15 protein-coding genes are annotated in these 13,483 nt (G+C 59.3%); 7 read left to right on the forward strand and 8 right to left on the reverse strand.

Translation table 11 applies throughout. From position 1 onward, the window contains the following. Positions 1 to 91: 91 nt before the first annotated feature. The 5 genes from olsB to A3C3_RS0104840 all read right to left on the reverse strand — a co-directional run bounded on the left by olsB (position 92) and on the right by A3C3_RS0104840 (position 5,817). Complete coding sequence (gene olsB / locus A3C3_RS0104820) at positions 92 to 967, reverse strand: l-ornithine N(alpha)-acyltransferase (RefSeq protein WP_022713487.1); 876 nt, start codon at positions 965 to 967, stop codon at positions 92 to 94. A 102-nt stretch (positions 968 to 1,069) separates the two neighbouring features. Beyond that, on the reverse strand, positions 1,070 to 3,307 hold the full coding sequence (locus A3C3_RS0104825) for a PAS domain-containing hybrid sensor histidine kinase/response regulator (RefSeq protein WP_022713488.1): 2,238 nt from the start codon (positions 3,305 to 3,307) through the stop codon (positions 1,070 to 1,072). Positions 3,308 to 3,362: 55 nt separating this feature from the next. Further along, entirely contained in the window at positions 3,363 to 3,866 is a 504-nt protein-coding gene (gene lspA / locus A3C3_RS0104830; RefSeq protein ID WP_022713489.1) for a signal peptidase II, read from the reverse strand. Next, positions 3,863 to 4,723, reverse strand: coding sequence for a TrmH family RNA methyltransferase (locus A3C3_RS0104835; RefSeq protein ID WP_022713490.1), 861 nt, complete (start codon positions 4,721 to 4,723; stop codon positions 3,863 to 3,865). Before A3C3_RS0104835 ends, lspA begins: the two co-directional genes overlap by 4 nt. After that, positions 4,720 to 5,817, reverse strand: a complete 1,098-nt coding sequence (locus A3C3_RS0104840) for a class I SAM-dependent methyltransferase (RefSeq protein ID WP_022713491.1) — start codon at positions 5,815 to 5,817, stop codon at positions 4,720 to 4,722. Before A3C3_RS0104840 ends, A3C3_RS0104835 begins: the two co-directional genes overlap by 4 nt. A 116-nt stretch (positions 5,818 to 5,933) precedes the next feature. On the opposite strand from A3C3_RS0104840, the gene A3C3_RS0104845 reads away from it, so the two are divergent. Beyond that, positions 5,934 to 6,386: an SRPBCC family protein gene (locus A3C3_RS0104845; protein ID WP_022713492.1), complete on the forward strand. Its 453-nt coding sequence runs from the start codon at positions 5,934 to 5,936 to the stop codon at positions 6,384 to 6,386. A gap of 46 nt (positions 6,387 to 6,432) precedes the next feature. Then, positions 6,433 to 6,867, forward strand: coding sequence for a GNAT family N-acetyltransferase (locus A3C3_RS0104850; protein WP_022713493.1), 435 nt, complete (start codon positions 6,433 to 6,435; stop codon positions 6,865 to 6,867). Between the two features lie 7 nt (positions 6,868 to 6,874). Here the strand turns inward: A3C3_RS0104850 and A3C3_RS0104855 are convergent, their stop codons facing one another. The 3 genes from A3C3_RS0104855 to sppA all read right to left on the reverse strand — a co-directional run bounded on the left by A3C3_RS0104855 (position 6,875) and on the right by sppA (position 8,598). Beyond that, on the reverse strand, positions 6,875 to 7,207 hold the full coding sequence (locus A3C3_RS0104855; protein WP_022713494.1) for a LapA family protein: 333 nt from the start codon (positions 7,205 to 7,207) through the stop codon (positions 6,875 to 6,877). Positions 7,208 to 7,318: 111 nt separating this feature from the next. Then, positions 7,319 to 7,618 carry an integration host factor subunit beta gene (locus A3C3_RS0104860; RefSeq protein ID WP_022713495.1) on the reverse strand — a complete coding sequence of 100 codons (300 nt, stop codon included), beginning with the start codon at positions 7,616 to 7,618 and terminating at the stop codon, positions 7,319 to 7,321. 29 nt (positions 7,619 to 7,647) lie between these two features. Next, entirely contained in the window at positions 7,648 to 8,598 is a 951-nt protein-coding gene (gene sppA, locus A3C3_RS0104865; RefSeq protein WP_028739412.1) for a signal peptide peptidase SppA, read from the reverse strand. A gap of 219 nt (positions 8,599 to 8,817) precedes the next feature. Between sppA and lptC the strand changes: the two genes are divergently transcribed. The 5 genes from lptC to hpf all read left to right on the forward strand — a co-directional run bounded on the left by lptC (position 8,818) and on the right by hpf (position 13,454). Next, positions 8,818 to 9,483, forward strand: a complete 666-nt coding sequence (lptC, locus tag A3C3_RS0104870) for an LPS export ABC transporter periplasmic protein LptC (RefSeq protein ID WP_022713497.1) — start codon at positions 8,818 to 8,820, stop codon at positions 9,481 to 9,483. A 14-nt stretch (positions 9,484 to 9,497) separates the two neighbouring features. Beyond that, positions 9,498 to 10,103, forward strand: coding sequence for an LptA/OstA family protein (locus A3C3_RS0104875; RefSeq protein WP_028739413.1), 606 nt, complete (start codon positions 9,498 to 9,500; stop codon positions 10,101 to 10,103). 39 nt (positions 10,104 to 10,142) lie between these two features. After that, positions 10,143 to 10,931, forward strand: coding sequence for an LPS export ABC transporter ATP-binding protein (lptB, locus tag A3C3_RS0104880; protein WP_028739414.1), 789 nt, complete (start codon positions 10,143 to 10,145; stop codon positions 10,929 to 10,931). Between the two features lie 156 nt (positions 10,932 to 11,087). Beyond that, on the forward strand, positions 11,088 to 12,626 hold the full coding sequence (gene rpoN, locus A3C3_RS0104885) for an RNA polymerase factor sigma-54 (RefSeq protein WP_022713500.1): 1,539 nt from the start codon (positions 11,088 to 11,090) through the stop codon (positions 12,624 to 12,626). A gap of 255 nt (positions 12,627 to 12,881) precedes the next feature. Continuing rightward, positions 12,882 to 13,454: a ribosome hibernation-promoting factor, HPF/YfiA family gene (gene hpf, locus A3C3_RS0104890; RefSeq protein WP_022713501.1), complete on the forward strand. Its 573-nt coding sequence runs from the start codon at positions 12,882 to 12,884 to the stop codon at positions 13,452 to 13,454. The last annotated feature ends 29 nt before the right edge of the window (positions 13,455 to 13,483 follow it).

Genomic DNA, 13,483 nt, shown 5'->3' on the forward strand with positions numbered 1-13,483 from the left:
GCAGGACATCAGAGATAGCGCGTGCTCGCTACCATCTGCTTCGACCGGACGAGATTACCTGTTTGCGCCGCCAGTTCGATCTTTTCGAAAATCAGCTCGCGAAGCGGCCGGCGTCAGCGCCGTAGTAATTCAAATAGCGATCCGAAATGCTTGCGATCGGCAGCACGATCAGCACGTCCGTCGTGTTGAACGCATGGTCCACCACCGCGGTGGAGCCGACCATGGCGCCGAGGCGAAGGTAGCCCTTGATCAGCGGCGGAAGGGCCATCAACGCCTTTTTCGGGTTGACGGCCTCCGGCGGCATCAGATCCATGCTGCGGGCTTGGCCCGGCAGAGCGCCGACCGCCCATTCGCCCTTGGCAAGGACCGTGTGGTGCAGGAAGGAAAGTGCCAGCGCATGGCTCTCCGGATGCACACCCGGGAAGGAGGCGCAGCCGAACATGGCGCTCATGCCGTGCTTCAACGCATAGGCCCAATTGCCCTGCCAGAGAAGTTCGACGGTGCGCTTCGTGCGGTATTCCGGCAGCACGCAGGAGCGGCCGAGCTCCATGAAGCGCTTGTCTGGATGACGTGCGAGAAGCTCGCCGATCGCGAATTCGGAAGCCGAGTAAAAACCGCCATTTGCCATCGCCACGTCCTGGCGCAGCAGGCGGTAGGTTCCGACGATCTGGTCTTCGCTGTCACCTTCGATCGAGCGGTCGAGGACGAGAAGGTGATCGCAGAATGCATCGTAAGCGTCGAAGTCGCGTTCGCGGCGCATGGCCTCTGGCGGAAGCTGCGCCTGCATTTCCTGAACGAAAACGCGGTAGCGCACATGCTGGGCGGCATCGATCTCGCGAGCAGTGCGGGCAAGGCGGGTCTCCAGGTTGCCGATGCGGCCCAAGACGTCGCCTTCCTTCGGCGCGACGGCCGCTGCAGGCCGAGAAACCTCCGGCGTTGTGTCGCGATTAAGGATGTCGATGGACATGGTGATTCTCCCGTTGCCGGCTCATGGCGTGTCATAAAACACTTCTGTACGACAGGAAAGTGACATGGACTTTACGGAAAAACGACGCTTATGTCACTCTGCTCAGAGCGCTTCGGCTCGGCGGGCGGAAAGAGCTGCGACGGCATGGACTTCCGTCAGTAGCCGGATTGGGTCGACAGGTTTCAGCATCACGCGGTTTGCACCGGCAAGCAGGACCTGGCGGCGCGACTCGTCGCGTTTGTCGGCGGTCAGCACGATGACCGGCACCGGAATGACCTGCAGCCGCCGTTCGTGACCGCGCAGCCGGCCAATCATTTCAACACCTTCGCCGCCCGGCATCGTGAGATCGCTGATGATGATATCGGGGCGCATGCTGCCTTCGGCAAGTGCGCAATCCAGCAACGTCTCGAAGTCTTCGACATGGTGAACCTTATGTCCGCCCTTCTCCAGCACGGCGCGGACAAGCATCGCGTTGATCGGGTCGTCTTCTCCGAGAAGGATATTCATCCCGCCTGGCATATTCGCTTCGGGAATGGCGGCGGTAAAGCCGGGCTGGTTGTCGTTCAGCGCATCGCGCTTTTCCATGCCGCGCATGCGACCGCGAAGCACGTCGATCAGCGACTGTTCGCGAAGAGGCCGAATAAGCCAGGCATCGAAGAGATCGAGCGGATGGGCGTTACGCTCTTCCGGATTGACGAGAAGGGTCTTGCGCAGGCCAAGCGCGGCAATGTCGACGCGGTCGGCAAGATGCTCTGTAAACTCCGCGGACATGCGATGATCGACGATGATATCCGTCGGGCGATGGTCGATGCCGGCAATGTAGAGAAGCGTCTCCCGGGCTTTTTCGCCGTCGGCCACCAGATGGCAATCGCCGCCGAGAGCGACGATGGTCTCGGCGATTGCGGCGCGGGCTGCGCCGACCGGCGCAAGAAGCACGACAATATTGCCGGCAAGCAGGGACTTGCGGCTGCCGCGAGCCTCTAGAGGAATGTCTGCAGGAAAGCGGATCGTGAATTCGCTGCCCTTGCCCTTTTCGCTGGCGACGGTCAGCGATCCGCCGAATTCGCGCATGATGCGGGCGGAGATGGTGAGCCCGAGCCCGGTGCCGCCGCTCTTTTCCGACATGGTTCCTCCCTGCTCGAATTCGCCGAAGATTCGGGCATGCTCCTCCGCTGTCATCCCTGGGCCGGTGTCCGTCACCGTTATCATGAGGTCGTTATCGCGCAAGGATACGCGGATGAAGACGCCGCCCACCTGGGTGAACTTCACCGCATTGCCGATGACGTTGAAAAGCACCTGGCGCAGCCGCGCCGGATCGAAACTCATGAATTCCGGCACGTCGGAAGAGACCGTCGCACCGATCTCGATGCCCTTTTCGTGGGCGCGGTGCGCCAGCATTTCGACGACGCTTTCCAGCAGCTGGCGCAGCGATTCGGTGCGCGGACGAAGCTGGAAGCGGCCGACTTCGATTGTGGAGAAATCGAGGAGGTCTTCGACGAGTTGGGCGAGCGCATGGCCTGACTGGCGGATGCCGTCGATATAGTTCTGCTGCTCCTGGGTCATCTGCGCCTGGCTAAGCAGATGAGTCATCCCGAGAATGCCCGATAGTGGCGTTCGGATTTCATGGCTGACGGTCGCAAGCAAGCGGGATTTCGCCGCACTGTTGTACTCGGCCTTTTGGCGTGCCTCCTCGCGCGCCTGCGCTGAAAGGCGCTCGGCGGTCACGTCACGGGCGACGCTCTGGACGAGCAGACGTCCATTAGACGGATCGCGGGTGACGATGTCATGCCAGGCGAAGATGCGCTGGCCTTCCGGTGTCGAGATCTCGACATCGAAGCGATACGGCTCGGCGCCAGGGCGGAAGGCGATGCCGAGTTGTTCGCAAGTCTGTCCCTCCGGCTTCAGACGGCCCGTCAGGCGGCGAAAAGTGGCATTGGCGCCGATGATCCGCCGGTCAATGGTACGGGTAACGGTTATGTCGCCGAGGGCGTCATGAACATTGGCGAAAAGTTGACCGGCATCGCTTGCCTGCGGCTGGTTGCCGGTCCGCTGACGCAGCTTCATCAGCAACATAAAACCTGGAAGTGCTACGGCAAGGATTGCAAGGCAAGCGAAAAATAACCAAGGTCCGCCCGCTTGCCCGAGCGCAAGGAGTGCGATCGCAGCAAAAAGGCCAAGGCCGCCGAGCCAGTAAAAGAGCAGGGTGCGCAGCGGATGCTTTTGCTTTGGAGCTGCCGGCGCCGGCGGCACAACATCGTCCGCCGGCCGCGGGTCATGCGGCTTGGCGGCCGCGCCGAATGCGGCGGCGAGACGTTCCTGCAATTGAGCCAGACTGTGCATAATTTCTGGCTAACATATGCGCCGTTCCGAATGCCTTCAGGAAAAGCGTAAGATTTTAGCTTTCCGTCTTTTTCGGCTGCAAAAGCTCGTCGAGAATGACGCAACCGGCGCCCACCGTGATGAAGCTGTCGGCGAGATTGAAGACGGCGAAGGACCAGCTTTCGGTGTGGAAGAGAATGTAGTCGATGACGTGGCCGTAGAGGAAACGGTCGATCAGATTGCCGAGCGCACCGGCAATGATCAGCGCAAATCCGCTATGCGCAATCCAGCGGTCCTTCGAGGTGCGATGCCAGAGCCAGATGACGAAGGCCACGATGATGATCCGCATGCCGACGATGAACCAACCGTCCATGCCCGACAGCATCGAAAAGGCGACGCCGAGATTGTAAGTGCGGTAGAGCGCCAGCATCGGGATCATCGGCACGGCTTCCTGCAATGGCAGATAGCGATCGACTGCGATCTTGACGATCTGGTCGATAAGGACCGCGACGAGAATGAAGATCAGGATCGGCAGCGGGCGCGACAGGAGCGCCGGACGGTTAAGCGTCTTTTCGGTCATTTGCCCTCGGAAAGCGAAAGGAGATGGCGCCGCGCTTCGAAAAGCATCACGGCGCTTGCAACGGCGAGATTGAGGGAGTCCGCACGACCCTGCTGCGGGATGCGTGCAAGTGCGTCGGCTTCCTTAGCCAACTGGTCCGGCAGGCCGGACTGCTCGTTGCCCATGAGGAGAACGACCGGCCTCTTCTTGTAATCGATCGTGCGGTAATCGACCGAACCTGCAAGGTGCGTGGCGACGACGGCCACGCCGGCGGATTTCTTCCAGCCGATGAATTCCTCTGGCGTCGCCTTCGCGATGGGCACGGCGAAGACGGAGCCCATCGTGGCGCGCACCGTTTCAAGGGAGAAGGGGTCGGTCGTTTCCCCGACGAGGATGACGCCGGAGGCGCCTGCGGCATCCACCGTGCGGATGATTGTGCCGAGATTGCCGGGATCGCGTACACGATCGAGCGCGATCCAGGTGTCCCCGTCCTTCGGACGGATGTCCTTCAGCGGCTTCCAGCGGCTCTCGAAAATGCCGACCACCATCTGCGGATTGTCACGCCGCGTGATCGAGGAAATGATCTTCTCGCTGACTTCGAGGACGAGGCCACCGGAGGCTACGGTTTTCGCCGCCATCTGCTCGACCAGCGGCTTGCCCTTGGCCGCCTTGGCATAGACCAGCGTGCGGATCGCCCAGCCGAGCTCGATCGCGTCGATGACCAGCTTCAGGCCCTCGGCCATGAAGGTACCGCTCTCCTCGCGCGACTTCTTGTTGGTCAGCGCCTTGATGTCCTTGATGATCGGATTGGCGAGCGAGGTCACCTCTTTCACATGTCCGACCTTGTGGGGGCCATGGCCCCGATGTTCATGGCTCATTTCGGCACCCAGCGGGAGAAGAGGGAGGTCGATAGCGCGCGGCCCCGCGTCTTGCCGTCAAGGCCCGCCTCGCGGATCACGAGCTCGCCGGATTCGACCGCGCCGCCTGCGCCGCGCATCGTCTCGCGCATCAATTCGTGGATCGAATAGAAGCTGGCACGGATCGAATAGGCGGTCAGCACCAGGCCAAGCGCCTGAGGCGACAGGATCTCGCGGCAGACATCGAGCATCAATGGCAGGTGTTCGAAGAGATGCCAGACTTCGCCGTTCGGGCCACGGCCGAATTTCGGCGGATCGGTAAGGATGATGTCATAGGTATTGCCGCGGCGCTCCTCACGGAGGATGAACTTCATCGCGTCTTCGCAGATCCAGCGGATCGGCAGTTTCTCCAAGCGGCCGAGCGCCTGATTTTCACGGGCCCAACCGATTGCCTTCTTGGAGGCGTCGACATGGGTGACTTCCGCACCGGCCGCCGCCGCGACCAACGACGCGACGCCTGTATACCCGAAAAGATTGAGGACTTTCAGCGGTCGGCCGGCGGCCTCGACCTGCTCTTTCATCCAGCTCCAGTGGACGATCTGTTCCGGAAACACGCCGACATGGCGGAAGGAGGTAAAGCGCCCATAAAAATCGACGCCGAGAAGATGCAGCGGCCAGGTCTCGCCGAGCGCCTCCTTCGGAAAGCGCCAGCGGCCGGTGCCTTCCTCGTCCGTATCGCCGGTAAAGATCGCATCGACCTTTTCCCAGACATGCGATGCCAGCGACGGCTGCCAGAGCGCCTGACCCTCGGGGCGGACGATGCGATAGGGGCCATATTGCTCGAGCTTCAGGCCGGTGCCGCTGTCGATGAGGTGAAAGTCGCCTGCGCCGAGGGATTCCAGAATGACAGGAACGCGCTCGTGAGGACGGTTGCCCGTGCGGTCCTTTAGCGGCCGCTCGCTTGCAGCGGGCGAAGCCGCCTCTCGCACGGTCTCCCGCGTGGCCACAGGTTTGACCGCTTTTGGCGGGTGGCTCGAGCGTGCGTCATTGCGGCGATTGCCGGGGGAGCCGGCAGGTTGCGCCTTATGGCCCGGCCGGCGCTCTTTCTGTCTCAACGTGATTTCCGCGTCTCAAGTTTGATAGAGCTCGTGCAAATAGCATCCCCAGTCACCTTGGCAAAGTGCTTTCCCGCTGTGATAAGTTTAGAGAATTGAAACGGGAGGATTTCGATATGGACATGACCGGCGAGGAACGTATCAACGCGTCGCGCGATGCGGTGTGGGTAGCCTTGAACGATCCAGAAGTCTTGAAGCGATGCATCCCCGGCTGTCAAAGCCTCGAGATGAGATCGCCAACCGAGCTTACGGCGGTCGTCAAGGTCAAGATCGGACCGGTCTCGGCCACCTTCAACGGTGAGGTGACTCTGACAAATGTCAACGCGCCGGAGAGCTACACGATTTCGGGTGAGGGCAAGGGCGGAGTTGCAGGCTTTGCCAAGGGCGGGGCCGACGTCACCTTGAGGGCGGAAGGTGCAGAGACAGTGCTGCAATATGCGGCAAAGGCACAGGTCGGCGGCAAGCTTGCCCAGCTTGGAGCGCGGCTGGTGAATTCGACATCGCAAAAGCTTGCGCAGCAATTCTTTGCAGATTTCAATGCTGTCGTCAGCGAAAAGGCCGCGCAATAGGGGCTGTTGGCTTGGCACAGTCTTCAGCCTCTTCTAAATCGCATCCATGAATTACACAGTCAGAAATTCCCGCCCTTCCGACAATGGGCAGCTCGGCGACATCTATCTTAACGAGCGCAGACAGACCTTCACCTGGGTCGATCCCGGCAAGTTTAGCCATGAGGATTTTCTCGCCCATTCGCAGGGTGAAATTGTCTGGGTTGCCGAAGCACCTGATGGCGAGATTGCCGGCTTCATGACGCTGTGGGCCGCGGATGATTTCATCCACATGCTTTACATCCGCAAGGAATGGCAGGGCAGGGGCGTCGGTACCGCGCTGCTGACGGCGCTGCCGGAGTGGCCGCGCCGCAAATACCGGTTGAAGTGCCTGATCAACAACAGAAACGCCAAGACATTCTATGCCGGCCGCGGTTTCGTGGTCACCGGTAGCGGCACGTCGGCTGAAGGCGACTACGAGGAACTGAGCTTTATTCCTGGCTGACGGTCGATCAGCGGGAGGGCAGTTGACCGGCGATCTCTTCGGCGCGGGTCTTATGCCGGTCCGCCTCGCTGTGCCAGCGAACGGCCTCCTTCGCCTCGATTCTTGCGCGCTTGCGGTGTTTGCCCTGCGTGAGCCATGTGGCGGCCGATCCGATCAGCATGCCGATAATCAGCGCGATGAAGATGAAAACGAAGAACGGCGCAGAAAGCGCGAGAACCTGATCTTCGGGCCGGAAGGGGTTGAATGCCAGCGTCACGGCCTGCCGGTTGGCAACGCAGAAGGTGATGAGAATGATGCCGAGCGGCAACAAAATCAAAAGGTTGATGATCTTCTTCGCCATCCGTGGCCTCCGCGCGTGGTTGCGCCGCTTCGATACGGCGCATGACTGCTCAGCAGAATAGAAAGGTGCGCGCGAGGTTCAAGCGCGATTTCGACGCAGTCTGGATGAAGCTCAATCTTCGTGGTCGGCCTGGCCGGGGTTCAGCCGTTCGCGCAACTCCTTGCCGGTCTTGAAGAAGGGCACCCACTTCTCCTCGACGAAAACGGTGTCGCCGGTGCGCGGATTGCGGCCGGAGCGCGAAGGGCGATTCTTGACGGAAAATGCACCGAAGCCGCGAAGCTCGACGCGGTTGCCCGCTGCGAGCGCATCGGTGATCTCGTCGAGAACCGCGTTGACGATATTCTCGACATCCCGGTGATAAAGATGCGGGTTGCGCGCGGCAACGATCTGCACCAATTCCGACTTGATCACGGTCGCCCCCTTAAATTATTGATTTCTTATCAATCGCGGCCAACCTGCCAAACTGAAACGAGCCCGTCAAGGAGCAACTTTTGTGGCAGAATACCCTCAATGTCCTGGCTCTTCACGAGATCGCCATAACCGAACAGAACTGCGAGCTTCGAAACAGCCCCTGCGAGCAGAAAAGGCGTATTGCTCTTCCTGTCCCAATCCACGACCGGAAGATCCTTGCCGACGTCCCTCCCAGCGAGATAATCCCGGATTTCCGTGTCGCCGCCGACCCGGTCGATGAGCTTGAGCTTCGCCGCTTGGCGACCGGTGAAAATCGTTCCGTCGGCGAGCTTCAGCACCTCGTCGCGCGGCAGCTTGCGGCGGTCGACGACCAAGTCGACGAACCAGGCGTAGCTATCCATGACCATATTGTTGATCATGGTTTTCGCTTCTTCGCTGGCAGCATGGAAAGGCGATGGCTCTGCCTTCAGCGGAGACGACTTGATTTCTTGCAGCGAGACGCCGAGCTTGTCGAGCAGCGGTTGGATCTGCGGATACTGAAAGATCACGCCGATCGAACCGGTGAGCGAGCTTTCTCCGGCAATGATCGTATCGCCAGCGGCAGCGACCATATAGCCTGCGGAAGCGGCAAGGGTTCGGATATCGGAGACAACCGGCTTCTTCGCCGCAATCGCCCGGATCGCTTTGAATATTTTTTCGCCGCCATAGGTCGTGCCGCCAGGCGAAGAAATAGAGACGATGACGCCTTTGACTCGGTCGTTTTCTTCGATCTTCTTCAGCCTTTCAAGCAACTCGTCGTCGTCGGTTATGAGGCCGGAAATCGTCACATGAGCGATGTGCGGCCGCTGCGTGGCGATGTCGCCTGCGACGAATTGGTAAAGAGCAAAGCCGAGCGCGACCAAGAGCACCACCGCCGCAATACGCCAAAAGCCGAGTTTGCGGCGAAGCCTGCGGCGATCCGCGATCGTCGAACTGTCCATAAGGTCCTCCAGAGCCGGCGCGCCGGCTTCATGCAACATGGCATCAGATAAGGCGGCATTCCTTCTTCGGAAATGCCGATTTTCCTCGGTTTCGTGCCTTATTTGCTAGTTGCAGAAAAAAATCCATATTGGCAAGCTAGTGTAATAATGCGAAACGATCTGTGATCGGCGGATGTAGTTCCTATATAGGGTTGCCGATCAACAGACACGGACATGTTAATGCTCAACACATTAAACAGCAGCGGGAAGCCTGCCTTTGCCAGGCCTGCAAGGAGCGCCTATGCGGCTGCGCTCTTCCATTCTGCACGTGTCCGCCGCCTGAAGATATTGCTGCCTGTCGCTGCCGTCATCATTTCGCTTGCCTTCATTGCAGTCTCGATGGTCCGGGCTTACCTGCCCGAGAATCTCAAGATCGAAGGCGCTAAGATCGAAAACGGCAAGATCGTCATGGAAAAGCCGGCGATCGCCGGGCGTAATGCCGACGGCATCAACTATTCGATGCTTGCCGAGCGCGCGCTGCAAGACATCAAGAACCCGAACCTTATCACGCTCGAAACGATCAAGGCTGCGGTGCCGGTCAACGATGATCTGATCGCCCGCGTTGAGGCTGTCACGGCCGACTATGACCGATCCACGGACAACCTTGCGCTGAGGGACCCATTCACGATTTTGCTGAGCAACGGTCTGACGGCGAAATTTCAATCTGCCAAGCTCGACATCAAGGGCGGCAAGATGACGACAGATGATCCTATCGAGATTCAAAAAGACGGCGCTTCGATTGTTGCGCAGTCGCTCAAGATGACGGATAAGGGGCGCGTGATCACATTCGAGGGGAATGTTCGCATGAATGTCGATCCATCCGTCATCCGTAAACAGGGCACCTAACAGCCGGGTCACTCATGACAATAGATTGTCACTTTTCACTTCGTAAGTCTGGCGTAACACTTGGCGGCAGCGCCTTGGGGCTTCTACTGATGGCAGGAGCGGCCTTTGCGCAGGCGACGACCAGCCAGATGGATGGCCTGAAGCTCGACAGCAATCAACCGATCCAGATCGAAAGCGACAAGCTCGAGATCCACGATCAGGAGCACAAGGCCGATTTCACCGGCAATGTGAAGGTCGTTCAGGGGAAGACGACCCTGCAGGCCGGTCATATGACGGTCTTTTACAAGGCACAGAGCGGCGACGCCCAACCAAACGGCGCAAAGGCCGAGGCCGGAGCGGCATCCATCTCATCCGGCAATGCCGACATCGATCGTATCATCGTCACCGATAAGGTTTTCCTGAGTTCCGGCACGCAGACGGCGACTGCCGACAATGGCTCTTTCGACATGGCCCAACAGCTCTTTGTCCTGAAAGGTGAAAAGGTTGTGCTGTCGGATGGGCCGAACGTCTTCACGGGCTGCCAGCTGACGGTTCATATGCAGACCGGACAGGCGCAATTGGATAGCTGCGGGGGGCGCGTCCAGATTCAGCTCGATCCGAAATCCCAGAAAAAGAACTGAGACCGGCCGCCCGACGTGAAATTATTCTCGCTTTCAACCATGTTCGGCCGGGCCGGGCCGCAATCTGCCGCGGATTCTGCCGCCGGCGGAGACAAAAGTCGTTACCACGGCACGCTGATTGCGCGCGGTCTGACGAAGACCTATAGCACGCGGCGTGTCGTCAACGGCGTTTCGCTGGTCGTCAGGCGCGGCGAAGCTGTCGGCCTTCTGGGGCCGAACGGTGCCGGCAAGACGACCTGTTTTTATATGATTACCGGCCTCGTGCCGGTGGACGAAGGCACGATCGAGATCGACGGCAATGACGTGACGACGATGCCGATGTATCGCCGGTCGCGCCTCGGCGTCGGCTACCTTCCGCAGGAGGCCTCGATCTTCCGCGGCCTGACGGTCGAAGAGAATATCCGCGCCGTGCTCGAAGTGCACGAGAAGGACAAGGCGGAGCGGGAAAAGAAGCTCGATGAGCTTCTGGAGGAATTCCATATCTCCAAGCTGCGAAAATCGGCGGCGGTCGCATTGTCGGGCGGTGAGCGCCGGCGTCTGGAAATCGCGCGCGCGCTCGCAACCGATCCGACCTTCATGCTGCTTGACGAGCCTTTTGCGGGCGTCGATCCGATTTCGGTCGCTGACATCCAGAACCTCGTCCACCATCTGACGGCGCGCGGCATCGGCGTTTTGATCACCGATCACAATGTGCGCGAGACGCTTGGCCTCATCGATAGGGCCTATATCATCCATGCCGGCGAAGTGCTGACGCACGGGCGCGCGAACGACATCGTCAATAATCCGGAAGTGCGCCGGCTCTATCTTGGCGATAAATTCAGCCTTTGATAGGATCGAAGGCGACGGAAATTCACCTTCCTGTCATACTTGCGCTTGACCAAATAGAATAAAAAAGCAATTTTTGGGCCAAGTTGGATTTCCGCGGCCCGAACTCTGCTCGATCGCGGTTTCCCGGAGGAATTGAACGGGAGTTTCGCGTCCGCTATGGCCCTGTCTGCCAATCTTTTCCTGCGACAGAACCAGTCCCTGGTGATGACGCCGCAACTGATGCAATCCATCCAGTTGCTGCAGATGACGCACTTCGAGCTTGTCCAGTTTATTGCGCAGGAAGTCGAGAAGAACCCATTGCTCGAATTTCCGTCAGATGACGCGGAAACGGGCAGTGACAACGATGCGCAGGATGAGCCGCACGGCCGGCAGTCCGACGATGATGATGACCGCACCGAAGCACTTTCCGGGGACTGGTATGACAACGGCAATGACGGCAGCGCCAGCCGGCTGAGCGAAGAACTGGACGTCAATTATGCAAATGTCTTCCAGGATGATGGGGTGCCGCCGCGGGCCGATGCGCCGGAGCTGATCAGCCAGTGGAAGTCGATGCCGGGGGGTGGTGACGGAGAGAATTACGATCTCGACGACTTTGTTGCAGGCCAGGTCTCGCTCAGGGATCATCTTGCGCAGCAGATTCCATTCATCCTGCCGGATGCGGGAGACCGGCTGATCGCGCAGCAGTTGATCGACCAGCTCGACGAGGCGGGCTACCTGCAGAGCGACCCTGCCGACATCGGCGAAAGACTGGGTAGCGATCCTGCGGCCGCCGAACGTGTTCTTGCCGAGCTGCAGACCCTCGATCCGCCCGGTGTGTTTGCTCGCAGCCTAGCCGAATGCCTGTCGATCCAGCTGAAGCAGAAGGACCGCTTCGATCCTGCCATGCAGGCCCTCGTTTCCAACCTCGAATTGCTGGCACGGCGCGACTTCGCGACGCTCAAGCGGCTTTGCGGCGTGGACGAGGAAGACCTGCTTGATATGCTCGCAGAGATTCGCCAGCTGAACCCGAAACCCGGCAGCGGCTTTGAAACCAGCGTTTCCGAAGCGATCATGCCGGATGTCGTCGTACGTTCGTCATCAGATGGAAGCTGGCTGGTGGAGTTGAACCCTGATACGCTCCCGCGCGTGCTCGTCAATCAGTCCTATTTCGCCCATGTCACAAAGAACGGCGGTGATTACACGTTCTTGTCCGAATGCCTTCAGAGCGCCAACTGGCTCACCCGCAGTCTCGATCAGCGCGCGAAGACGATCATGAAGGTCGCAAGCGAGATTGTCCGCCAGCAGGATGCCTTCCTGATGCATGGCGTCGATCACCTGCGCCCGCTGAATCTGAAGACAGTTGCCGATGCCATCAAGATGCATGAGTCGACCGTCAGCCGCGTCACCTCGAATAAGTACATTCTGACACCGCGCGGCCTCTTCGAACTCAAATATTTCTTCACGGTGTCGATCAGCGCGGTGGAGGGCGGCGATAGTCATTCGGCTGAGGCCGTTCGCCACAGGATACGCGCCCTGATCATGCAGGAAAGCACGGACGCAGTCCTTTCCGACGATGATATTGTCGACATGCTGAAGAAGGATGGCATTGATCTGGCTCGCCGTACGGTTGCAAAGTACCGTGAGGCGATGAATATCGCATCCTCCGTTCAGCGGCGGCGCGAAAAGCGGGCATTGGCGAAGGTTGCGGGCTTTTGAAAGTGGAGCTAAATCAACCCTTGCCTGCATATCCATATCGGCGCGGCGGCACACCCGTTGACATTTCGGCAGTCTGCCGCTAGAAGCCCGCCGCAGTTGGCGCTGCCAACAGCGTTTGGACTTATCCCCATCATCCTCAGGGCGATTGAAGCACACGACTTAAGCCGATATTGCTTGAGTTTGCGTGAAGTGCTTGGATGAGGTCTGGCCTTGGCGTAAACTGGTACCGCAAACCACTATAAGAAGGGAAACTCCATGAGTGTGCGTGTATCCGGTAAACATATGGAAATTGGGGACTCGTTCCGTCAAAGGATCGAGGACCAAATGGACATGGCCATCACGAAATACTTCGACGGGGGATATTCCGGTCAGGTGATTGTGGAGAAATCGAGTTCGCGGTTCTCTGCGGATTGCAAGCTCCATCTTGATAGCGGGGTGGTGCTGCATGCGGCAGGCGAAGCGATGGACCCACAGCTTGCATTCGATGCCGCTTCGGAGCGCATCGAAAAGCGTCTGCGCCGCTACAAGCGCAAGCTCAAGGATCATCATGCCGGAAACCATCTGAACGGTACGGAAGTCGCCTATACGGTCATGGACGCTGTCCCGGATCATGAAGACGAGGTCCCCGACGATTTCGCCCCGGTAATTGTTGCCGAGAGCACGAAGCAGTTGAAGACCATGTCCGTTGCGACTGCCGTCATGGCGCTCGATATGACGGATGAGCCACTGCTTTTGTTCCGCAGCCCGGGCAAGGAACATTTGAACATCGTTTACCGCAGGCATGACGGTAATATTGGCTGGATCGACGCCGCCAATATCAAGAGCTGACATCCGGGCGATGAGCGGTAGCCACGCCG

The organism is Rhizobium mongolense USDA 1844 (assembly GCF_000419765.1).
Lineage (GTDB): Bacteria > Pseudomonadota > Alphaproteobacteria > Rhizobiales > Rhizobiaceae > Rhizobium > Rhizobium mongolense.